31 protein-coding genes are annotated in these 17665 nt (G+C 54.4%); 30 read left to right on the forward strand and 1 reads right to left on the reverse strand.

Annotated features, from left to right (window positions below):
* The first annotated feature begins 2 nt into the window (after nucleotides 1-2).
* The 30 genes from rplC to eno all read left to right on the forward strand — a co-directional run bounded on the left by rplC (nucleotide 3) and on the right by eno (nucleotide 16316).
* The gene (gene rplC, locus NF347_RS12670; RefSeq protein ID WP_107036224.1) at nucleotides 3-623 is read left to right on the forward strand and encodes a 50S ribosomal protein L3; all 621 of its coding nucleotides are present in this window, start codon (nucleotides 3-5) and stop codon (nucleotides 621-623) included.
* Complete coding sequence (gene rplD, locus NF347_RS12675; RefSeq protein WP_107036223.1) at nucleotides 623-1243, forward strand: 50S ribosomal protein L4; 621 nt, start codon at nucleotides 623-625, stop codon at nucleotides 1241-1243. The genes rplC and rplD overlap by 1 nt, the downstream gene beginning before the upstream one ends.
* A gap of 17 nt (nucleotides 1244-1260) precedes the next feature.
* The gene (gene rplW, locus NF347_RS12680) at nucleotides 1261-1551 is read left to right on the forward strand and encodes a 50S ribosomal protein L23 (protein WP_107036222.1); all 291 of its coding nucleotides are present in this window, start codon (nucleotides 1261-1263) and stop codon (nucleotides 1549-1551) included.
* A 7-nt stretch (nucleotides 1552-1558) separates the two neighbouring features.
* On the forward strand, nucleotides 1559-2386 hold the full coding sequence (gene rplB / locus NF347_RS12685; protein ID WP_107036221.1) for a 50S ribosomal protein L2: 828 nt from the start codon (nucleotides 1559-1561) through the stop codon (nucleotides 2384-2386).
* A gap of 19 nt (nucleotides 2387-2405) precedes the next feature.
* Complete coding sequence (gene rpsS / locus NF347_RS12690; protein WP_107681339.1) at nucleotides 2406-2672, forward strand: 30S ribosomal protein S19; 267 nt, start codon at nucleotides 2406-2408, stop codon at nucleotides 2670-2672.
* A gap of 45 nt (nucleotides 2673-2717) precedes the next feature.
* Complete coding sequence (rplV, locus tag NF347_RS12695; RefSeq protein ID WP_107036219.1) at nucleotides 2718-3128, forward strand: 50S ribosomal protein L22; 411 nt, start codon at nucleotides 2718-2720, stop codon at nucleotides 3126-3128.
* 3 nt (nucleotides 3129-3131) lie between these two features.
* Nucleotides 3132-3881, forward strand: a complete 750-nt coding sequence (rpsC, locus tag NF347_RS12700; RefSeq protein WP_107036218.1) for a 30S ribosomal protein S3 — start codon at nucleotides 3132-3134, stop codon at nucleotides 3879-3881.
* 21 nt (nucleotides 3882-3902) lie between these two features.
* A complete protein-coding gene (gene rplP, locus NF347_RS12705; protein ID WP_107036217.1) occupies nucleotides 3903-4334 on the forward strand; it encodes a 50S ribosomal protein L16 in 432 nt (143 codons plus the stop codon).
* Nucleotides 4335-4340: 6 nt separating this feature from the next.
* Complete coding sequence (gene rpmC, locus NF347_RS12710; protein WP_107036216.1) at nucleotides 4341-4538, forward strand: 50S ribosomal protein L29; 198 nt, start codon at nucleotides 4341-4343, stop codon at nucleotides 4536-4538.
* 17 nt (nucleotides 4539-4555) lie between these two features.
* On the forward strand, nucleotides 4556-4813 hold the full coding sequence (rpsQ, locus tag NF347_RS12715; RefSeq protein WP_107036215.1) for a 30S ribosomal protein S17: 258 nt from the start codon (nucleotides 4556-4558) through the stop codon (nucleotides 4811-4813).
* Between the two features lie 5 nt (nucleotides 4814-4818).
* On the forward strand, nucleotides 4819-5184 hold the full coding sequence (gene rplN, locus NF347_RS12720; RefSeq protein WP_107036214.1) for a 50S ribosomal protein L14: 366 nt from the start codon (nucleotides 4819-4821) through the stop codon (nucleotides 5182-5184).
* Nucleotides 5185-5208: 24 nt separating this feature from the next.
* On the forward strand, nucleotides 5209-5529 hold the full coding sequence (gene rplX / locus NF347_RS12725; protein ID WP_107036213.1) for a 50S ribosomal protein L24: 321 nt from the start codon (nucleotides 5209-5211) through the stop codon (nucleotides 5527-5529).
* The gene (gene rplE, locus NF347_RS12730) at nucleotides 5529-6080 is read left to right on the forward strand and encodes a 50S ribosomal protein L5 (RefSeq protein ID WP_107036212.1); all 552 of its coding nucleotides are present in this window, start codon (nucleotides 5529-5531) and stop codon (nucleotides 6078-6080) included. Before rplX ends, rplE begins: the two co-directional genes overlap by 1 nt.
* 21 nt (nucleotides 6081-6101) lie before the next feature.
* Complete coding sequence (rpsN, locus tag NF347_RS12735) at nucleotides 6102-6371, forward strand: 30S ribosomal protein S14 (protein ID WP_107036211.1); 270 nt, start codon at nucleotides 6102-6104, stop codon at nucleotides 6369-6371.
* A gap of 127 nt (nucleotides 6372-6498) precedes the next feature.
* Nucleotides 6499-6897, forward strand: coding sequence for a 30S ribosomal protein S8 (gene rpsH / locus NF347_RS12740; protein WP_107036210.1), 399 nt, complete (start codon nucleotides 6499-6501; stop codon nucleotides 6895-6897).
* Between the two features lie 16 nt (nucleotides 6898-6913).
* Entirely contained in the window at nucleotides 6914-7468 is a 555-nt protein-coding gene (rplF, locus tag NF347_RS12745) for a 50S ribosomal protein L6 (RefSeq protein ID WP_107036209.1), read from the forward strand.
* Nucleotides 7469-7487: 19 nt separating this feature from the next.
* The gene (rplR, locus tag NF347_RS12750) at nucleotides 7488-7829 is read left to right on the forward strand and encodes a 50S ribosomal protein L18 (protein WP_107036208.1); all 342 of its coding nucleotides are present in this window, start codon (nucleotides 7488-7490) and stop codon (nucleotides 7827-7829) included.
* A 5-nt stretch (nucleotides 7830-7834) separates the two neighbouring features.
* Nucleotides 7835-8353 carry a 30S ribosomal protein S5 gene (rpsE, locus tag NF347_RS12755; RefSeq protein ID WP_107036207.1) on the forward strand — a complete coding sequence of 173 codons (519 nt, stop codon included), beginning with the start codon at nucleotides 7835-7837 and terminating at the stop codon, nucleotides 8351-8353.
* 18 nt (nucleotides 8354-8371) lie between these two features.
* The gene (rpmD, locus tag NF347_RS12760) at nucleotides 8372-8551 is read left to right on the forward strand and encodes a 50S ribosomal protein L30 (protein ID WP_107036206.1); all 180 of its coding nucleotides are present in this window, start codon (nucleotides 8372-8374) and stop codon (nucleotides 8549-8551) included.
* 16 nt (nucleotides 8552-8567) lie between these two features.
* Nucleotides 8568-9014 (forward strand): 50S ribosomal protein L15, encoded by a 447-nt coding sequence (rplO, locus tag NF347_RS12765; RefSeq protein ID WP_107036205.1) that lies wholly within the window; start codon nucleotides 8568-8570, stop codon nucleotides 9012-9014.
* A 2-nt stretch (nucleotides 9015-9016) separates the two neighbouring features.
* Nucleotides 9017-10369 (forward strand): preprotein translocase subunit SecY, encoded by a 1353-nt coding sequence (gene secY, locus NF347_RS12770; RefSeq protein ID WP_161953415.1) that lies wholly within the window; start codon nucleotides 9017-9019, stop codon nucleotides 10367-10369.
* Nucleotides 10370-10424: 55 nt separating this feature from the next.
* Nucleotides 10425-11207 (forward strand): type I methionyl aminopeptidase, encoded by a 783-nt coding sequence (gene map, locus NF347_RS12775; protein WP_107036203.1) that lies wholly within the window; start codon nucleotides 10425-10427, stop codon nucleotides 11205-11207.
* A 15-nt stretch (nucleotides 11208-11222) separates the two neighbouring features.
* A complete protein-coding gene (gene infA, locus NF347_RS12780; protein WP_107036202.1) occupies nucleotides 11223-11441 on the forward strand; it encodes a translation initiation factor IF-1 in 219 nt (72 codons plus the stop codon).
* A gap of 31 nt (nucleotides 11442-11472) precedes the next feature.
* Nucleotides 11473-11589 (forward strand): 50S ribosomal protein L36, encoded by a 117-nt coding sequence (gene rpmJ, locus NF347_RS12785; protein WP_016562612.1) that lies wholly within the window; start codon nucleotides 11473-11475, stop codon nucleotides 11587-11589.
* 34 nt (nucleotides 11590-11623) lie between these two features.
* Complete coding sequence (rpsM, locus tag NF347_RS12790) at nucleotides 11624-12004, forward strand: 30S ribosomal protein S13 (protein ID WP_107036201.1); 381 nt, start codon at nucleotides 11624-11626, stop codon at nucleotides 12002-12004.
* 13 nt (nucleotides 12005-12017) lie between these two features.
* A complete protein-coding gene (rpsK, locus tag NF347_RS12795) occupies nucleotides 12018-12407 on the forward strand; it encodes a 30S ribosomal protein S11 (protein ID WP_107036200.1) in 390 nt (129 codons plus the stop codon).
* A 192-nt stretch (nucleotides 12408-12599) separates the two neighbouring features.
* Nucleotides 12600-13205 carry a 30S ribosomal protein S4 gene (rpsD, locus tag NF347_RS12800; protein WP_107036199.1) on the forward strand — a complete coding sequence of 202 codons (606 nt, stop codon included), beginning with the start codon at nucleotides 12600-12602 and terminating at the stop codon, nucleotides 13203-13205.
* A 17-nt stretch (nucleotides 13206-13222) separates the two neighbouring features.
* On the forward strand, nucleotides 13223-14215 hold the full coding sequence (locus tag NF347_RS12805) for a DNA-directed RNA polymerase subunit alpha (protein WP_107036198.1): 993 nt from the start codon (nucleotides 13223-13225) through the stop codon (nucleotides 14213-14215).
* A gap of 5 nt (nucleotides 14216-14220) precedes the next feature.
* Nucleotides 14221-14730, forward strand: coding sequence for a 50S ribosomal protein L17 (gene rplQ / locus NF347_RS12810; RefSeq protein ID WP_107036197.1), 510 nt, complete (start codon nucleotides 14221-14223; stop codon nucleotides 14728-14730).
* Nucleotides 14731-15026: 296 nt separating this feature from the next.
* On the forward strand, nucleotides 15027-16316 hold the full coding sequence (gene eno, locus NF347_RS12815) for a phosphopyruvate hydratase (protein WP_107036196.1): 1290 nt from the start codon (nucleotides 15027-15029) through the stop codon (nucleotides 16314-16316).
* A 132-nt stretch (nucleotides 16317-16448) separates the two neighbouring features.
* Here the strand turns inward: eno and NF347_RS12820 are convergent, their stop codons facing one another.
* On the reverse strand, nucleotides 16449-17321 hold the full coding sequence (locus tag NF347_RS12820) for an N-acetylmuramoyl-L-alanine amidase-like domain-containing protein (RefSeq protein WP_107036195.1): 873 nt from the start codon (nucleotides 17319-17321) through the stop codon (nucleotides 16449-16451).
* Nucleotides 17322-17665 lie beyond the last annotated feature (344 nt).

Consider the following 17665-nt stretch of genomic DNA (forward strand, 5'->3'; position numbering starts at 1 on the left):
AAATGCCAGGATTATTAGGAAAGAAAATCGGAATGACATCCGTTTTCAGTGCCGACGGCAAGAACGTGCCGTGCACTGTTATCGAAGTAGGTCCTTGCGTAGTGACTCAGGTAAAGACTGCCGAAACTGACGGCTACAGCGCTCTGCAGCTTGGTTTTGTCGAGAAGAAAGACAAGCACACCAATGCTCCCGAGGCCGGCCACTTCAAGAAGGCAGGAGTCAACCCGCAGCGACACTTGGCCGAGTTCAAGGGCTTTGAAGGCGAATACAAGGCCGGTGACACTATCACCGTCGACAGCCTTTTCACTGAAAGCGACTTTGTCGACATTCAGGGTACTTCGAAGGGTAAGGGCTATCAAGGCGTAGTGAAGCGTCACGGTTTCGGTGGTGTGGGCCAGAGCACCCACGGCCAGCACAACCGTCTGCGTGCTCCCGGTTCGATAGGTGCCTGCTCGTATCCCGCGAAGGTGTTCAAGGGTATGCGCATGGCCGGCCAGATGGGCAACGAGTGCGTGACTGTGCAGAACCTCCAGGTGCTGCGTGTGATGCCGGAGCACAATCTGCTTCTGATCAAGGGTTCGATACCCGGATGTAAAGGTTCAATCGTAAAAATTGAGAAATAATGGAACTCGCGATATACAATATCAAAGGTGAGGATACCGGCCGCAAGGCTCAGCTCAACGACGCGGTGTTTGCTATCGACGCCAACGAGCATTCGGTATACCTCGACGTGAAGCAGTATCTGGCCAACCAGCGTCAGGGCACACACAAGTCGAAGGAGCGCAGCGAGGTTTCGGGTTCGACCCGTAAGCTTCACAAGCAGAAAGGTGGCGGCGGTGCCCGTATCGGCGATATCAATTCTCCGCTTCTGGTTGGTGGCGGCCGTGTATTCGGTCCTCGTCCCCGCGACTATCGCTTCAAGCTCAACAAGAAGGTGAAGCAGCTCGCCCGTCGCAGCGCCTGGACCTACAAGGTGCAGGACGGTCAGGTGAAGGTGGTTGAAAACTTCACTTTCGAGGCTCCTAAGACTAAAGATTTTATAAATTTTGCTAAAAATCTTGAAGCCGAGGGCAAAAAGCTGCTCGTCATTTTAGCGGACAACAATAAAAACGTATATTTGTCGGCTCGAAATGTTCCGGGTGCCTGCATCATGCGCGCTTCGGACGTCAACACTTATGCGATAATGAAGAGCAATGCCATCGTCCTGACGGAGGGTGGCCTTGAGGTCATCAACAATCTCTGACAAAAAAGCAACTTGAAATGGACATAACAATAACCCCCATAGTCACCGAAAAGGCGACCAAGCTGACGGAGAAGCTCAACCGCTATACGTTCCGCGTGTCGCCCCAGGCCAACAAGGCCGAGATCAAGAGCCTTGTGGAGAAGCTTTACGGCGTCAAGGTTGTGAGCGTCAACACGGCAGTGGTGCGCGGCAAGAACAAGAGCCGCTGGACCAAGAGCGGTCTTCTTCGCGGTAAGAGCAACTCTTACAAGAAGGCTTTCATCACCGTAGGCGAAGGCCAGACGATAGACTTTTACAGCAACATATAAATAAGAGATGGCAGTAAGAAAATTCAAGCCCACTACACCGGGGCAAAGACACAAGGTTATTGGCGTATTCAAAGGTACGATCACTGCTACTACGCCAGAGAAATCTCTTACAGTCGGCAAGAAATCCTCGGGCGGCCGCAACGCCGAGGGACACCTCACCAACCGTTACCTGGGTGGGGGTCACAAGAGGAAATACCGCATCATCGACTTCAAGAGAAACAAAGACGGTGTGCCTGCCGTGGTAAAGTCGATAGAGTATGACCCCAACCGGTCGGCGCGAATCGCGCTTCTCTACTATGTCGACGGTGCCAAGGCATATATCATTGCACCCAACGGCCTGGAAGTAGGAACTAAGGTGATGAGCGGAGCTGAGGCAGCTCCCGAGGTAGGCAACTCGCTTCCTCTGAAGAACATCCCCGTCGGTACTCTCATCCACTGCATCGAGCTGCGTCCCGGACAGGGCGCTTTCATGGCTCGTTCGGCCGGTACATTCGCGCAGCTTGTATCGCGCGAGGGCGACTATGCTATAATCAAATTACCTTCTGGCGAAACCCGCAAGATCCTGGCCACATGCAAGGCTACGGTAGGTGTCGTGGGCAACAGCGAGCACTCGCTGGAGCGCAGCGGCAAGGCCGGACGCTCCCGCTGGCTTGGCCGCCGTCCGCGCAACCGCGGCGTAGTGATGAATCCTGTCGACCACCCGATGGGCGGCGGCGAGGGACGCGCTTCGGGCGGACATCCGCGTTCGCGCAAGGGTCTTTACAGCAAGGGTCTCAAGACACGTGCGCCGAAGAAGAGCTCTTCGAAGTACATTATTGAAAGAAGGAAAAAGTAATCTGATTAAGTAAAGCAATATGAGTCGTTCGTTAAAGAAAGGGCCGTATATCAGCGTGAAGCTGGAGAAGAAGGTGACCGCGATGGAAGAGAGCGGCAAGAAGTCGGTGATCAAGACATGGAGCCGTGCTTCGATGATCGCTCCCGAATTCGTAGGCCACACGTTTGCGATCCACAACGGCAACAAGTTCATCCCTGTCTACGTGACCGAGAACATGGTAGGCCACAAGCTGGGAGAATTCGCTCCGACACGTAACTTCCGCGGCCACGGCGGCAACAAGAAGTGATAGTCGGGCGCCGACATTAACAAGAAAAAAGAAAGAAAAATACAAATGGGTGTAAGAAAAAGAAATACTGCCGAAAGGATCAAGGCCGAGCGCAAGGAGATTGCCTTCGCGAAGCTGACCAATATCCCTTCGTCGCCGCGCAAGATGCGTCTTGTTGCGGATATGGTGCGCGGCGTTGAAGTGTTCCGTGCGCTGGGCATCCTGAAGTTCTCCAACAAGGAGGCCGCTGCCAAGCTTGAGAAGCTGCTGCGGAGCGCTATCGCCAACTGGGAAGCCAAGAATGAGAGAAAGGCCGAGAACGGCGAGCTGTGTGTGAGCACGATCTACGTTAACTGCGCTCCGATGCTGAAGCGTCTGCGTCCGGCTCCCCAGGGTCGCGGTTATCGTATCCGCAAGCGTGCCAACCACGTGACTCTCGTAGTAGACACAATCGAAAACGCTAAAAAGAAAGCATAAGGCATGGGACAGAAAGTAAATCCTGTTAGCAACCGTCTGGGTATTGTCCGCGGTTGGGACTCCAACTGGTATGACGTCAAGAAGCTGGCCGACAATATCCTTGAGGATTCGAAGCTGCGCAAATATCTCAACGTCCGCCTTGCCAAGTGCAGTGTGTCGCGTATCGTCATCGAGCGTACTCTCAAGCTGATCACCATCACGGTGTGCACCTCTCGTCCGGGTCTGATCATAGGCAAGGGCGGCCAGGAGGTCGACAAGCTCAAGGAGGAACTCAAGAAGATCACCGACAAGGATGTACAGATCAACATTTTCGAGGTGAAGCGTCCGGATCTCGACGCTCAGATCGTGGCAAGCACGATAGCTCGCCAGATCGAGGGCAAGATCGCTTACCGCCGTGCCGTGAAGATGGCTATCGCCGCTACGATGCGCAGCGGTGCCGAGGGCATCAAGGTGCAGATCAGCGGCCGTCTGAACGGTGCTGAGATCGCACGCTCGGAGATGTTCAAGGAGGGTCGTACTCCGCTCCACACTCTGCGTGCCGATATCGACTACGCTCTTGTGGAGGCTCACACAAAGGTGGGCGTGATCGGTGTTAAGGTGTGGATCTGCCGTGGCGAGGTCTATGGCAAGAAGGATCTGGCTCCTTCATTCACTTCTCAGGGCAAAGAGAGCCGTCCGGGCCAGGGCGCTCCTCGTCGCGATCGCGGCGGCCGCGGTTTCCGTGGCGGTAAGGGTGGCGCTGGCAACCGTTAAACCAACTCATAGTAAAAGAAGATGTTACAACCCAAGAAAACAAAATTCCGCCGCGCGCAGAAAGGCCGCATGAAGGGCATTGCTCAGCGTGGCAACCAGTTGGCCTTCGGTTCGTTTGGCATTAAGACTCTTGAGTCGAAGTGGATCACTGGCCGTCAGATCGAGGCTGCTCGTGTGGCCGTGACCCGCTACATGCAGCGTCAGGGTCAGATATGGATCCGCATATTCCCCGACAAGCCTATCACCAAGAAGCCTGCCGAGGTGCGAATGGGTAAAGGTAAAGGTTCGCCCGAAGGTTTCGTGGCTCCTGTGACTCCCGGCCGCATGCTCATCGAGGTGGAGGGTGTCAGCTACGACATCGCCAAGGAGGCGCTGCGTCTGGCAGCCCAGAAGCTTCCGGTGATAACGAAGTTTGTGGTACGTCGTGACTATGATCCGACTCAAAACGTGTAAGCGATTATGAAAAAAGTAGAGATAAAAGAGCTGAGCACGCAGGACCTCAAGGAGCGTCTGGAAGTGATGGAGCATGAATATGCGCAGCTGAAGATCAATCATTCGGTATCTCCGATTGACAATCCCGCTCAGATACGCCGCGACCGCCGCATGATAGCCCGCGTGAAGACAGAGTTGCGCCAGCGTGAGCTCAACAACAAATAAACAGCGCTGAGGAAACTATGGAAGAAAGAAATTTACGTAAGGAACGCATAGGCGTTGTGTCGAGCAACAAGGGCGACAAGACGATCACTGTGACCGTTAAGTGGAAGGAGAAGCATCCTATCTACGGCAAGTTTGTCAACAAGACGAAGAAGTATCACGCGCACGACGAGAAGAACGAGTGCTCGGTAGGCGATACCGTCCGTCTGATGGAGACCCGCCCCTTGAGCAAGACCAAGAGATGGAGATTAGTAGAAATCATCGAAAAAGTTAAATAAGCATCATGATACAGACAGAAAGCCGATTGACGGTAGCCGACAACAGCGGCGCCAAGGAGGCCCTGTGCATCCACGTGCTGGGTGGCACCGGCCGCCGTTATGCTACGGTTGGCGACATCATCGTGGTGTCGGTCAAGAGCGTGATTCCTTCGTCGGATGTGAAGAAGGGCACGGTGTCGAAGGCCGTGGTGGTACGCACCAAGAAGGAGATCCGCAGGCAAGACGGAAGCTATATCCGCTTCGACGACAACGCTTGCGTGCTTCTCAACAATGCCGGCGAACTGCGCGGCACCCGTATCTTCGGTCCGGTGGCCCGCGAGCTGCGTGCCACAAACATGAAGATCGTGTCGCTGGCTCCGGAAGTGTTATAATTCCCGTGATAGTACAAACAGACAATGAACAAGATTAATATCAAGAAGGGCGACACAGTCTATGTGCTGGCGGGCGATGACCGCGGCAAGACGGGCCGCGTGCTGAAGGTCGATGCGGCCAAGCAGCGTGCCATCGTGGAGGGCGTGAATGTCGTCACGAAGGCAACGAAGCCCAGCGCGAAGCATCCGCAGGGCGGTTTAGTGAAGATGGAGGCTCCGGTACACGTTTCGAATCTGAGCCTGATAGACCCCAAGAGCGGCAAGCCGACTCGTGTCTTCCGCAAGAAGAACGATGAGGGTCGTTCCGTACGTTACGCACAAAAGTCAGGAGAGGAGATTAAGTGATGAGCACAACGACACTGAAAAACGACTATAAGGAGCGGATAGTGCCTGCTCTGGTGAAGCAGTTCAACTACACAAGCGTCATGCAGGTTCCGACCCTGAAGAAGATTGTGATCAATCAGGGTCTTGGCGAAGCCACTCAGGACAAGAAGATCATCGAGACGGCTATCCGTGAGCTGACGGACATCACCGGCCAGAAGGCTGTGGCTACTCTGTCGCGCAAGGATATCTCGAACTTCAAGCTTCGCAAGAAGATGCCGGTGGGCGTGATGGTGACTCTTCGTCGCGACAAGATGTATGAGTTCCTGGAGCGTCTGATCCGTGTGGCTCTTCCGCGTATCCGCGACTTTAAGGGTATCGAGGGCAAGCTCGACGGCCGTGGCAACTACACACTGGGCATCACCGAGCAGATCATCTTCCCCGAGATCAATATCGACAACATCAGCAAGCTTCTGGGCATGAACATCACTTTCGTGACTTCGGCCAACACCGACGAGGAGGGCTATGCTCTTCTGAAGGAATTCGGTCTGCCCTTCAAGAATGCTAAAAAGTAACCCCAAGCTTACTACGAAGAAATGGCAAAAGAATCAATGAAAGCCCGCGAGGTGAAGAGAGCTAAGCTCGTGGCCAAGTATGCCGCCAAGCACGATGCCCTGAAGGCAGCCGGCGACTACGAGGGTCTGCAGCTTCTGCCCAAAAATGCCTCGAAGGTGCGCATGCACAACCGCTGCAGCATCACCGGCCGTCCGAAAGGCTACATGCGTCAGTTCGGACTGTCGAGAATACAGTTCCGCGAGATGGCCTCTCAGGGTCTGATCCCGGGTGTCAAGAAGGCGAGCTGGTAATAGTTGCTGCGCGAGACGCCCTGCCACAGCGCCATGAGGGCGTGGCGGAGGCGGCTCTCCGGAATTACAACCGACGAGTATTAAATATTGTTCGGATTGTCCGAATCAATTTAAAACAACAATAAAAATGACTGATCCAATAGCAGATTATCTGACAAGATTGAGGAATGCCATCAAGGCCAACCACCGTGTGGTGGAGATCCCTGCCTCAAACTTGAAAAAAGAAATCACAAAGATTCTTTTTGAACAAGGCTATATTCTTAACTACAAGTTTATAGACGGTGAGACTCCGGCCGGCGTGATAAAGATCGCGCTGAAGTATGATCCGGTTGACAAGGTCAACGCGATCAAGGACCTGAAGAGAGTTTCTCGTCCGGGTCTTCGCCAGTATACTGGCTACAAGGATATGCCGCGTGTGCTCAACGGACTGGGTATCGCGATCCTGTCGACTTCGCAGGGCGTGATGACCAACAAGAAGGCCAAAGACCTGAAGGTCGGCGGCGAAGTGCTGTGTTACGTTTATTAATGGAGGAGGATAGATTATGTCAAGAATAGGTAAGGCTCCCATAGCAATCCCTGCCGGTGTGACCGTAAAGGTGTCCGGCGACGTGGTGACCGTAAAGGGTCCCAAGGGCGAACTCAGCCAGAAGATTAATCCCGACCTCCAGATCACGGTGGAGGATGGCCAGCTGACTCTGGCTCGTCCGAGCGATGACCGTGAGCACCGTGCGCAGCATGGTCTTTACCGCGCTCTGATCCATAATATGGTTGTGGGAGTGTCGGAAGGCTACCGCAAGGAGATGGAACTGGTGGGTGTGGGCTACCGTGCAGCGGCTACTGGCCAGGTGCTCGAGCTGTCGCTTGGTTACTCCCACGCTATCTATATAAAGCTTCCGCCGGAGGTCAAGGTAGAGGCGAAGAGCGAGCGTAACAAGAATCCGCTGATCATCCTGGAGAGCGACGACAAGCAGCTTCTGGGCCAGGTGTGCGCGAAGATCCGTTCGCTGCGTAAGCCGGAGCCCTACAAGGGCAAGGGTATCAAGTTTGTCGGTGAGATTATCCGTCGTAAGTCGGGTAAGTCGGCAAGCGCTAAGTAAACTCTAAAAGCATACTACAATGATCTCCAAGAAAGACAGAAGAAATAAAATCAAGGCCCGTATCCGTGGCAAGATCTCGGGCACTGCGGCGCGTCCCCGCATGTCGGTGTTCCGCAGCAACAAGCAGATATACGTGCAGCTGATCGACGATCTGGCGGGCAAGACTCTTGCCTCGACTTCGTCGAAGGGTATCGAGGGCGGCACAAAGTGTGAAATCGCCGCAAAAGTGGGTCAGGCCATCGCCGGCAAGGCTCAGGCTGCAGGTATCACCGAGGTGGTTTTTGACCGCAACGGTTATCTGTTCCACGGCAGGGTAAAATCATTGGCCGACGCAGCTCGCGAGGGCGGTCTTAAATTTTAAGCATCATGGTAAAGAATAACAATAAAGTAAAGTCGACAAACGATCTTGACCTGAAGGACCGCCTGGTGGCCATCAACCGTGTCACCAAGGTGACCAAGGGTGGCCGTGCTTTCACTTTCGCCGCTATCGTAGTCGTAGGCGACGAGAAGGGCGTGGTAGGCGTCGGCCTGGGCAAGGCCAATGAGGTTACAGCCGCTATCGCCAAGGGCGTTGAGGCTGCCAAGAAGAATCTTATCAAGGTGCCTGTTCACAAGGGTACGATTCCTCACGAGCAGGAAGCCAAGTTCGGCGGTTCGCGCGTGATTCTGAAGCCTGCTTCGGAGGGTACTGGCGTGAAGGCCGGCGGTGCTATGCGTGCCGTTCTGGAGAGCGTCGGTATCACTGACGTGCTTGCGAAGAGCAAGGGTTCTTCCAACCCGCACAATCTCGTGAAAGCCACTCTGGCTGCTCTGGGCGAGATGCGCAGTCCGGCCGATGTGGCCCGCAACCGCGGTATCTCGATGGAACAGGTGTTTAACGGTTAAAAAATCTCATTACTGAAAATGGCACAGATAAAGATTACGCAGGTCAAGAGCCGCATCGGTGCTCCCGAGGTGCAGAAGCGCACTCTGGATGCTCTCGGCCTGAAGAAGATGAATCACACGGTGGTGAAAGAAGACACCCCGTCGGTGATGGGAATGGTTAACAAAGTACGTCACCTCGTGAGTGTGACCAACGCATAAAACTGATAATTTAGAAATGGAACTGAATAATCTGCGTCCGGCAGTAGGGTCAGTGACCCGCAAGACGCGTATCGGCCGCGGCCCGGGTTCGGGCAAGGGCGGCACTTCAACCCGCGGCCACAAGGGTGCAAAGTCGCGCTCCGGCTATTCGCGCAAGATCGGCTTCGAGGGTGGTCAGATGCCTCTGCAGCGTCGTCTGCCCAAGTTCGGCTTCAAGAATATCAACCGTGTGGAGTACAAGGCCATCAATATCGGTGTTCTCGACGCTCTGGCAGCTGCCAAGGGTCTGGAGAAGATTGGTATCGAGGAGCTTCGTCAGGCAGGCTATATCAACCGCAAGCAGCTTGTGAAGGTGCTTGGCGAGGGTAGCGTGCAGCGTGCTCTTCAGGTGGAGGCCAACGCGTTCTCCAAGTCGGCTGAAAAGGCTATCACCGAGGCCGGCGGCACAATCTCTAAAATCTGAGTATAATGAGGTTTGTCGAAACTCTGAAAAATATCTGGACAATCGATGAGCTGCGCAAGCGCATTCTTGTGACGCTTCTTCTGGTGCTCGTGTATCGTCTTGGCTGTTACGTGGTTCTTCCCGGTATCAGCCCGGCCGATCTCGACGCACTGTCGAAGTTTACGAACAAGAGCGGGCTTATGCAGCTCCTCGACATGTTCTCCGGCGGCGCTTTCTCTCAGGCGTCGATATTCGCGCTGGGTATCATGCCCTATATCACGGCTTCGATCGTGATACAGCTTCTTGGCATGGTGCTTCCTTCGTTCCAGAAGATGATGCGCGAGGGTGAGAGCGGACGCCAGAAGCTCAACCAGTATACGCGTTATCTGACGGTGCTGATCCTGATTCTGCAGGGTCCGGCCTACCTGATCAATCTTCAGGTGCAGGTGAGCGCTGCGGGCGCTGTGTCTGCGATGGGACCCTGGACGGTGGCTTATCTTACGGTGATACTGGCTGCCGGCTCGATGTTCATCATGTGGCTTGGCGAGCGTATCACTGACCGTGGTATCGGCAACGGTATTTCGTTCATCATCCTTGTGGGTATCATAGCCCGTCTGCCGCAGGCTCTGTTCTATGAGTTCACAAGCCGTATGCCCGGTTCGACCGGTTCGCAGGGCGGTCTGGTGATGTTCGTGGTGGAGCTTATCCTGCTTTTTGCCGTGACGGTTGGCGCTGTGCTTCTGGTGCAGGGTACTCGCAAGGTGCCTGTCCAGTATGCGAAGCGCATCGTGGGCAACCGCCAGTATGGCGGCGCTCGCCAGTATATTCCTCTGAAGGTGAATGCCGCCGGTGTGATGCCGATCATTTTCGCTCAGGCGATCATGTTTATCCCCATCACTCTCGCCGGTTTCGGCTCCAGTGACAATGCCGGTGGTTTCATAGCTGCCTTCAGCGATATCAACGGCTTCTGGTATAATCTGGTCTACTTCCTGATGATCGTGGCTTTCACGTATTTCTATACTGCCATCACTGTGCGTCCGACGCAGATGGCGGAGGATATGAAGCGCAACAATGGCTTCATTCCCGGTGTGAAGCCCGGCAAGAAGACGGCCGAGTATCTTGACAGCATCATGTCGCGAATCACTCTGCCCGGTTCGATATTTCTGGGTATTGTGGCGATTCTGCCTGCTTTCGCGCGTTTCTTCGGCATCAGCCAGAATTTCGCGCAGTTCTTCGGCGGCACTTCGCTGCTGATTCTGGTGGGCGTGGTGCTTGATACTCTCCAGCAGATCGAGAGCCATCTGATGATGCATCATTACGATGGTCTGATGAAGGAGGGCAAGATCAAGGGTCGCACTACGGGCAGTGCCTATTGATAATGTTTATTGAACTGAGTCGAGAAACGTACACAGATATTCCATACGCTGCTTTATGACTTGTCTCAAGACACCCGAGGATATGCAGAAGATGCGTGAGGCGTGTGCTCTGGCGAGCGAGACTCTGGGCTATATAGCCACGATGATCGCTCCGGGGGTGACAACGAATCACATCGAGATGAAAGTGCGCGAGTTTATCGCTGACCACGGGGCCAGGGCTGCTTGTCTTGGCTACGGCGGATTTCCGGCCGCGGTGTGCTATGAGGTGAATGAAACGGTGGTGCATGGTTTTCCTTCGAACTATTCTCTTCGCGAGGGCGATATCATCGGCACTGATCTGGTGGTGGAGCTTGACGGTTTCAACGGCGATATGTGCTATACGTTTGCTGTTGGCGAAGTCAGTCCGGAGGTGATGGCTCTGTGCCGCACTACCAAGGAGAGCCTTTACAAGGGTATCGAGGCGTGTCGCGAGGGCAATCGCATCGGTGATATATCGAATGCCGTGCAGACTTACTGTGAGAGCCGGGGTTACTCGGTGGTCAGGGAGATGTGCGGCCACGGTATAGGACGTTCGATGCACGAGGATCCGGAGATATGCAACTACGGCAAGCGCGGACATGGCCCGATGATCCGTTCGGGCATGTGTCTTTGCATAGAGCCGATGATCAATCTCGGTAGCCGGCATATAGTGATAGAGCGTGACGGATGGACCTGCCGCACGCGTGACCGCAAGCCGTCGGCTCATTATGAGCATACGGTGGCTGTGGTGGACGGTGAAACGGAGGTGCTGACTTCGTTCGAGCCTGTGAAGCGGGTGCTCGGCGACAAGTTCATATAAAAAAAGACATACAATATGGCAAAACAAGCTGCAATCGAACAGGATGGTGTGATCGTGGAGGCTCTGAGCAATGCGATGTTTCGCGTGGAGCTCGAGAACGGCCACGAGATCACAGCTCATATTTCCGGCAAGATGAGGATGCACTACATCAAGATTCTTCCGGGTGACAGGGTGCGAGTGGAGATGTCGCCCTACGATCTCTCCAAGGGTCGCATAGCCTTCAGATACAAATGATATTAAAAACAAGCAAACATCATAGAAAGAGATGAAAGTAAGAGCCTCAGTCAAGAAGCGCACCCCGGACAGCAAGATCGTCCGCCGCAAGGGTCGCCTTTACGTGATCAACAAGAAAAATCCCAAATACAAACAGCGTCAGGGATAATTTTATTACTTTTGCAAAAAATTTCAGTCAACATATGGCAGTACGCATAGTGGGAGTTGACCTCCCCCAGAACAAAAGAGGTGAGATAGCGCTGACCTACATCTTCGGCATAGGCCGCAGCGCGGCCAAGTCGATTCTTGCCAAGGCAGGCGTGAATCCTGACATCAAGGTTCAGGACTGGACCGACGAACAGGCAGCAAAGGTGCGCGAAGTGATCGGCGCCGAGCACAAAGTAGAGGGTGATCTCCGCAGCGAGATCCAGCTGAACATCAAGCGTCTGATGGACATAGGCTGCTATCGCGGCATCCGTCACCGCAATGGTCTGCCCGTGCGCGGTCAGAGCACCAAGAACAATGCCCGTACCCGCAAGGGCAAGAAGAAGACCGTGGCAAACAAGAAGAAAGCAACGAAATAAGAGTTAAAGCAATATGGCAAAGAAGACAGTAGCAGCGAAGAAAAGAAACGTCAAGGTCGACGCCGCAGGGCAGCTTCACGTTCATTCGTCGTTCAACAACATCATCGTGTGTCTGGCCAATTCGGAAGGTCAGGTCATCTCATGGTCGAGCGCCGGCAAGATGGGCTTCAGAGGCTCGAAGAAGAACACTCCGTATGCCGCCCAGATGGCTGCGCAGGATTGCGCGAAGACAGCCTACGATCTGGGTCTGCGCAAGGTGAAGGCTTACGTGAAGGGTCCGGGCAACGGTCGCGAGAGCGCAATCCGCACAGTGCATGGCGCAGGCATAGAGGTCACCGACATCATCGACGTGACTCCGCTGCCCCACAACGGATGCCGTCCGCCGAAGCGCCGTCGCGTCTGAGCCACGCCGGAGCATTATATATTCAATCCAAGGCTCTTATATTCTCAACTCACTAACCAACAATCAAGGGAACGCGCAGGAAGCCCGAACGTGAATAGACCATACAATGAAATCACCTCTCTATGGTCGCGGCTGCACAGACTGACATGTCCGGCGCTGACCCCGCAAACCAAATTATAACAATACAACAAAATGGCAAGATATACCGGCCCCAAGACAAGAATCGCCCGTAAGTTCGGCGAGCCCATCTTCGGTGAAGACAAGGTGCTCGCTAAGAAAAACTACGCTCCGGGCCAGCACGGCCAGAACCGTCGCCGCAAGACTTCGGAGTATGGCACTCAGCTGCGTGAGAAGCAGAAGGCTAAATATACCTATGGTGTGCTCGAGAAATATTTCCGCAATCTTTTCGACAAGGCTGCCCGCACCAAGGGTATCACCGGCGAAGTGCTTCTCCAGCTTCTTGAAAGCCGTCTGGACAATGTGGTGTTCCGTCTGGGCATCGCTCCTACCCGCGCCGCTGCCCGTCAGCTGGTGCTCCACCGCCACATCACTGTCAACGGTCAGGTGGTGAACATCGCTTCGTATCATGTGAAGCCGGGCGATGTTGTGGGTGTGCGCGAGCGTTCGAAGTCGCTCGAAGTGATCGCTGACGCTCTGGCAGGTTTCAACCACAGCAAGTATCCCTGGATCGAGTGGGACGAAAGCTCCAAGTCGGGCAAGCTTCTTCATGTGCCCGCCCGCGAGGATATCCCCGAGAACATCAAGGAGCAGCTCATCGTCGAGCTCTATTCTAAATAATCATAAATGAGGTCCACATGGCTATATTAGCTTTTCAAAAACCTGACAAGGTACTGATGCTCGAAGCCGACAACCGTTTTGGCAAGTTCGAATTCAAGCCATTGGAACCGGGTTACGGCATAACCATCGGCAACGCTCTGCGGCGCATTCTGCTGTCGTCGCTCGAGGGCTTCGCTATCTCGTCGATACGTATCGACGGGGTGAAGCATGAGTTTGACACCGTCCCCGGGGTGAAGGAAGATGTGACCAACATCATCCTCAACCTCAAGAAGGTAGATCTCAAGCAGAAGGTTGACGACACTGATTTCGAGAAGGTGACAGTGAAGGTTTCGGGCACAGACGTGTTCAAGGCCGGCGACATCAACAAGGTGTTGAGCGGCTTTGAGGTGCTGAATCCCGAGCTGGTGATCTGTCATCTCGATCCGGAGGCTTCGTTTGCGATCGATCTGACGATCAACAAGGGTCGCGGATGGGTGCCTGCCGACGAAAACGAGGTGCCTGCCGACGATGTCAATGTCATAGCCATCGACTCGATCTACACTCCTATCAAGAACGTCAAATATACTGTCGATAATTTCCGTGTCGATCAGAAGACCGACTACGACAAGCTCACTCTGGAGATCACGACCAACGGCTCCATTCTCCCGAAGGATGCCCTGAAGGAGGCTGCCAAGATACTGATCTATCATTTCATGCTCTTCTCCGACGAGAAGATCACCCTGGAGGCCGCCGAGGCCGAGGGCAACGAGGAGTTTGACGAAGAGGTGCTCCACATGCGTCAGCTTCTGAAGTCGAAGCTTGTCGATATGGATCTTTCGGTGCGCGCGCTCAACTGTCTGAAGAGCGCCGAGGTGGAAACTCTCGGAGAGCTGGTGCAGTACAACAAGACCGACCTGCTGAAGTTCCGCAACTTCGGCAAGAAGTCGCTGACCGAGCTTGACGATCTGCTGGCAAGCCTCAACCTGTCGTTTGGTATGGACATTTCAAAGTACAAATTAGATAAAGAGTAATAACGATGAGACACAATAAGAATTTCAATCATCTCGGACGCAAGAAGGCTCATCGCGACGCCCTTCTTGCCAACATGACCATCTCGCTCATCATGCACAAGCGCATCTTCACTACTCTGGCCAAGGCCAAGGCGCTGCGCATGTATGCCGAGCCTCTGATCAACCGCGCGAAGGAGGATTCGATGAACAATCGTCGCCTCGTGTTCGCCTACCTCCAGAACAAGGAGGCTGTCACTGAGCTTTTCCGTGAGATTTCGACCAAGATCGCTGAGCGCAACGGCGGCTATACCCGCATTCTGAAGACAGGCAATCGTCTTGGTGACAATGCCAAGATGTGCATGATCGAGCTCGTTGACTACAATGAGAACCTGCTCAAGGAGAAGGAGGCCAAGAAGGAGGGTCGCACACGTCGTTCGCGTCGTGGCGGACAGAAGGCTGCTGCCGCCGTCGAGGCTCCTGCAGCTGTCGAGGCTGAAAAGGAACTTCCCGCAGCTGAGCCTGAGAAGGAGGCCTGATAGCCCTATCTCGGCACTTCGATGTGCGTCTCCGACGCCACCGGGAGTGCCAAAGCAATACAATACTGACGCTGATCCTACGCATGGGTCGGCGTCAGTCGTTTTTTTGATGCTTGCAAAGAGGGGAGCAACGTTTTTTTTGAAAAATTCAGTAATGGCCGGATGGTAATTAGGCGGTGTTTTATTAACTTTGCGAAATGAAAAGGCGCCGGGCGGCTGTGGGCCGGCGTGGCGCGTGAAGTTCAAGCATAGTAATCAAAAACAGATATAACCAACTATTAAAGCAACACCAAGTTATGAAAATCGAAAAGATCATCGGTCGTGAGGTGCTCGACTCGCGCGGCAACCCCACCGTGGAAGTAGACGTAATCCTTGAGTCGGGTGCGCGCGGACGTGCATCTGTTCCTTCGGGAGCATCCACCGGCGTCAACGAGGCTCTTGAGCTTCGCGACGGTGACAAGAGCCGCTATATGGGCAAGGGCGTTCAGAAGGCTGTGGCCAATGTCAACGGCCCGATCGCCGAGGCTCTCAAGGGCATGTCGGCTCTCGATCAGATCAAGATCGACGAGGCTATGATAGCTCTCGACGGCACTGAAACCAAGAGCAATCTCGGTGCAAACGCCATCCTGGGCGTTTCGCTCGCTGTGGCCAAGGCTGCCGCCGACTATCTGGATCTGCCTCTCTACAAGTATATCGGCGGAGCGAACTCTTACGTTCTTCCCGTGCCGATGATGAACATCATCAACGGTGGCGCTCACTCTGACGCTCCTATCGCTTTCCAGGAGTTCATGATCCGTCCGATCGGCGCATGCTGCTTCAAGGAGGGTATCCGCATGGGCACTGAGGTGTTCCACAACCTGAAGAAGGTGCTTCACGAGCGCAATCTGTCGACAGCTGTCGGCGACGAAGGCGGTTTCGCTCCTGCTCTCGACGGCACTGAGGACGCTCTCAATGTGATCATCAAGGCTATCGAGCTGGCCGGCTACGTTCCGGGCAAGGATGTGACCATCGGTCTGGACTGCGCTTCGTCGGAGTTCTACAAGGATGGCATCTACGACTACACATGGAAGCAGGCCGACGGTCCGAAGTACACTTCGGAGGAACAGGCCAAGTATCTGGAGAAGCTTGTCAACGAGTATCCTATCGATTCGATCGAGGACGGTATGGCCGAGAACGACTGGGAGGGCTGGAAGATCCTCACCGATCTTATCGGCAACCGTTGCCAGCTCGTGGGCGACGACCTGTTCGTGACCAATGTGAAGTATCTCCAGAAGGGTATCGACATGGGCTGCGCCAACTCGATCCTCGTGAAGGTGAACCAGATCGGTTCGCTCACCGAGACTCTCCGTGCCGTAGAGCTGGCTCAGCGCAATGGCTACACCGCTGTGATCTCTCACCGTTCGGGCGAGACAGAGGACGCCACTATAGCTGACATCGCTGTGGCTACCAACGCCGGACAGATCAAGACCGGTTCGGCAAGCCGTTCTGACCGTATGGCCAAGTACAACCAGCTGCTCCGTATCCAGGAGGAGCTTGGTGATGCTGCCCAGTATGGCTACGGCAAGCGCTCGAAGCGTCAGGCGTAAGCCGGAGAGCAGCTGCGGCTGCATAGCATAAAACAGATCCGTCCCGGATGCTCCACTATGTGGGGAGTCCGGGACGGATTGTTTTTTTTGGGGGAGGGGGCGGTGACAGAGTTGTCCGCTCGTGGGGTGGGGTTATTCGTTGAGCCGCACCACTCTGATGCCTTGGATCGAGCGCTGGCGCTGCAGGTATGTGGCGAGTGGCAGGGGGTCGACGATCACCTTGCCGGCGGCCGATGAAGCATGGAGCAGGTGTATTTTGCCGTCGGTGCCTCGTGTGGCGATGCCGATGTGCTGCACGTCGAGTCCGGGTGTTTTGGTCACGATGGCTATTATGTCGCCTTCCAGTATGTCGGCTTTGTCGACGGCTGATGTCTTTATATACGGAAAACGGTGGGATCTGAATCCAATCTCCATTTTTTTCATCGCTTCGAAGCGTGCGGAGTCGGCCAGCGCGGGGTATTTTTCTCTGTTGCGGGTTATGAAGTCGAGTGTCTTGATCTGATATGACGGTGTGGCGACTATGCGCGGTGTGACGTCGGTGAGCGTGCCGCGGTGGGCGTTGTCGATGATCCAGTCGCTAATGTAGTGCAGTCGGGAGGGGTAGCCGTCGAGATGTCCCTGGCGGTAGCGGAGTCGTTCGAGGTTGTATACCATGTCGTGCCATGACGATCGTCCCTCTCCGATTGTTATGGCCATTGCGGCTACGTTTTCGACGAATGTCGTGCAGTCCATGCGCTGCATGTCAATCCGCAGGCATTCTGTGTCGCCTTCGAGTGTGCCGGCGGCGTAGGGTGTGTCGAGGAGCATGCGTCCCAGTGCGGCCATGCGTGCGTTGGGCGTCCGTAGGTCGAGTCGTTCGGCTTGCGAAAGCATCCGTGTGATTGTGGCAGTGTCTGTGGCTTCGTCGGCAAAGCATGCTTCGCCCGGGGCTATGGCTGCCGCTGTCAGTGGCAGAGTGGCCATCGCGGCCATTGTCGCTATGCGCTGAAATATTTTTTTTGGCATGATGTTGTTTTTTCTACTGCGAAGATAGGAATTTTCGGTGAGAAATGCCAAAAAACGATCGGGCAGGATGTCTGTGCGGAGGAGTGTGCGGCTATCGGCCGGGTGTTTTTACATAGGGATATTTTTGGCGTATTGGATCGCGCGGTGATGTGTCATGCTTAAAAAGTATGCTCTACAGCATAATTTTAACATTTGTTGATTTGTCTGAATATCAAGTTAAAACACGTGGTTTGTTGAAAAAGTTGGTTTTGGTGGTGTAATTTTCTTTGCGAAAAATTTGGTGGGGAAGATTTTTGGGTGTAACTTTGCACTCGCTTTCGGGAAGCAACGCTCCTGAGAGTCGC

Origin of the sequence: Paramuribaculum intestinale (assembly GCF_030759015.1) — a bacterium.
Taxonomy (GTDB): Bacteria; Bacteroidota; Bacteroidia; order Bacteroidales; family Muribaculaceae; genus Paramuribaculum; species Paramuribaculum intestinale.

Bases quoted from the DNA above. Each gene is read 5' to 3' on its own strand.
- rplC (WP_107036224.1), top strand. From the start codon at position 3: ATGCCAGGATTATTAGGAAAGAAAATCGGAATGACATCCGTTTTCAGT.
- rplD (WP_107036223.1), top strand. From the start codon at position 623: ATGGAACTCGCGATATACAATATCAAAGGTGAGGATACCGGCCGCAAG.
- rplW (WP_107036222.1), top strand. From the start codon at position 1,261: ATGGACATAACAATAACCCCCATAGTCACCGAAAAGGCGACCAAGCTG.
- rplB (WP_107036221.1), top strand. From the start codon at position 1,559: ATGGCAGTAAGAAAATTCAAGCCCACTACACCGGGGCAAAGACACAAG.
- rpsS (WP_107681339.1), top strand. From the start codon at position 2,406: ATGAGTCGTTCGTTAAAGAAAGGGCCGTATATCAGCGTGAAGCTGGAG.
- rplV (WP_107036219.1), top strand. From the start codon at position 2,718: ATGGGTGTAAGAAAAAGAAATACTGCCGAAAGGATCAAGGCCGAGCGC.
- rpsC (WP_107036218.1), top strand. From the start codon at position 3,132: ATGGGACAGAAAGTAAATCCTGTTAGCAACCGTCTGGGTATTGTCCGC.
- rplP (WP_107036217.1), top strand. From the start codon at position 3,903: ATGTTACAACCCAAGAAAACAAAATTCCGCCGCGCGCAGAAAGGCCGC.
- rpmC (WP_107036216.1), top strand. From the start codon at position 4,341: ATGAAAAAAGTAGAGATAAAAGAGCTGAGCACGCAGGACCTCAAGGAG.
- rpsQ (WP_107036215.1), top strand. From the start codon at position 4,556: ATGGAAGAAAGAAATTTACGTAAGGAACGCATAGGCGTTGTGTCGAGC.
- rplN (WP_107036214.1), top strand. From the start codon at position 4,819: ATGATACAGACAGAAAGCCGATTGACGGTAGCCGACAACAGCGGCGCC.
- rplX (WP_107036213.1), top strand. From the start codon at position 5,209: ATGAACAAGATTAATATCAAGAAGGGCGACACAGTCTATGTGCTGGCG.
- rplE (WP_107036212.1), top strand. From the start codon at position 5,529: ATGAGCACAACGACACTGAAAAACGACTATAAGGAGCGGATAGTGCCT.
- rpsN (WP_107036211.1), top strand. From the start codon at position 6,102: ATGGCAAAAGAATCAATGAAAGCCCGCGAGGTGAAGAGAGCTAAGCTC.
- rpsH (WP_107036210.1), top strand. From the start codon at position 6,499: ATGACTGATCCAATAGCAGATTATCTGACAAGATTGAGGAATGCCATC.
- rplF (WP_107036209.1), top strand. From the start codon at position 6,914: ATGTCAAGAATAGGTAAGGCTCCCATAGCAATCCCTGCCGGTGTGACC.
- rplR (WP_107036208.1), top strand. From the start codon at position 7,488: ATGATCTCCAAGAAAGACAGAAGAAATAAAATCAAGGCCCGTATCCGT.
- rpsE (WP_107036207.1), top strand. From the start codon at position 7,835: ATGGTAAAGAATAACAATAAAGTAAAGTCGACAAACGATCTTGACCTG.
- rpmD (WP_107036206.1), top strand. From the start codon at position 8,372: ATGGCACAGATAAAGATTACGCAGGTCAAGAGCCGCATCGGTGCTCCC.
- rplO (WP_107036205.1), top strand. From the start codon at position 8,568: ATGGAACTGAATAATCTGCGTCCGGCAGTAGGGTCAGTGACCCGCAAG.
- map (WP_107036203.1), top strand. From the start codon at position 10,425: ATGACTTGTCTCAAGACACCCGAGGATATGCAGAAGATGCGTGAGGCG.
- infA (WP_107036202.1), top strand. From the start codon at position 11,223: ATGGCAAAACAAGCTGCAATCGAACAGGATGGTGTGATCGTGGAGGCT.
- rpmJ (WP_016562612.1), top strand. From the start codon at position 11,473: ATGAAAGTAAGAGCCTCAGTCAAGAAGCGCACCCCGGACAGCAAGATC.
- rpsM (WP_107036201.1), top strand. From the start codon at position 11,624: ATGGCAGTACGCATAGTGGGAGTTGACCTCCCCCAGAACAAAAGAGGT.
- rpsK (WP_107036200.1), top strand. From the start codon at position 12,018: ATGGCAAAGAAGACAGTAGCAGCGAAGAAAAGAAACGTCAAGGTCGAC.
- rpsD (WP_107036199.1), top strand. From the start codon at position 12,600: ATGGCAAGATATACCGGCCCCAAGACAAGAATCGCCCGTAAGTTCGGC.
- NF347_RS12805 (WP_107036198.1), top strand. From the start codon at position 13,223: ATGGCTATATTAGCTTTTCAAAAACCTGACAAGGTACTGATGCTCGAA.
- rplQ (WP_107036197.1), top strand. From the start codon at position 14,221: ATGAGACACAATAAGAATTTCAATCATCTCGGACGCAAGAAGGCTCAT.
- eno (WP_107036196.1), top strand. From the start codon at position 15,027: ATGAAAATCGAAAAGATCATCGGTCGTGAGGTGCTCGACTCGCGCGGC.
- NF347_RS12820 (WP_107036195.1), bottom strand. From the start codon at position 17,321: ATGCCAAAAAAAATATTTCAGCGCATAGCGACAATGGCCGCGATGGCC.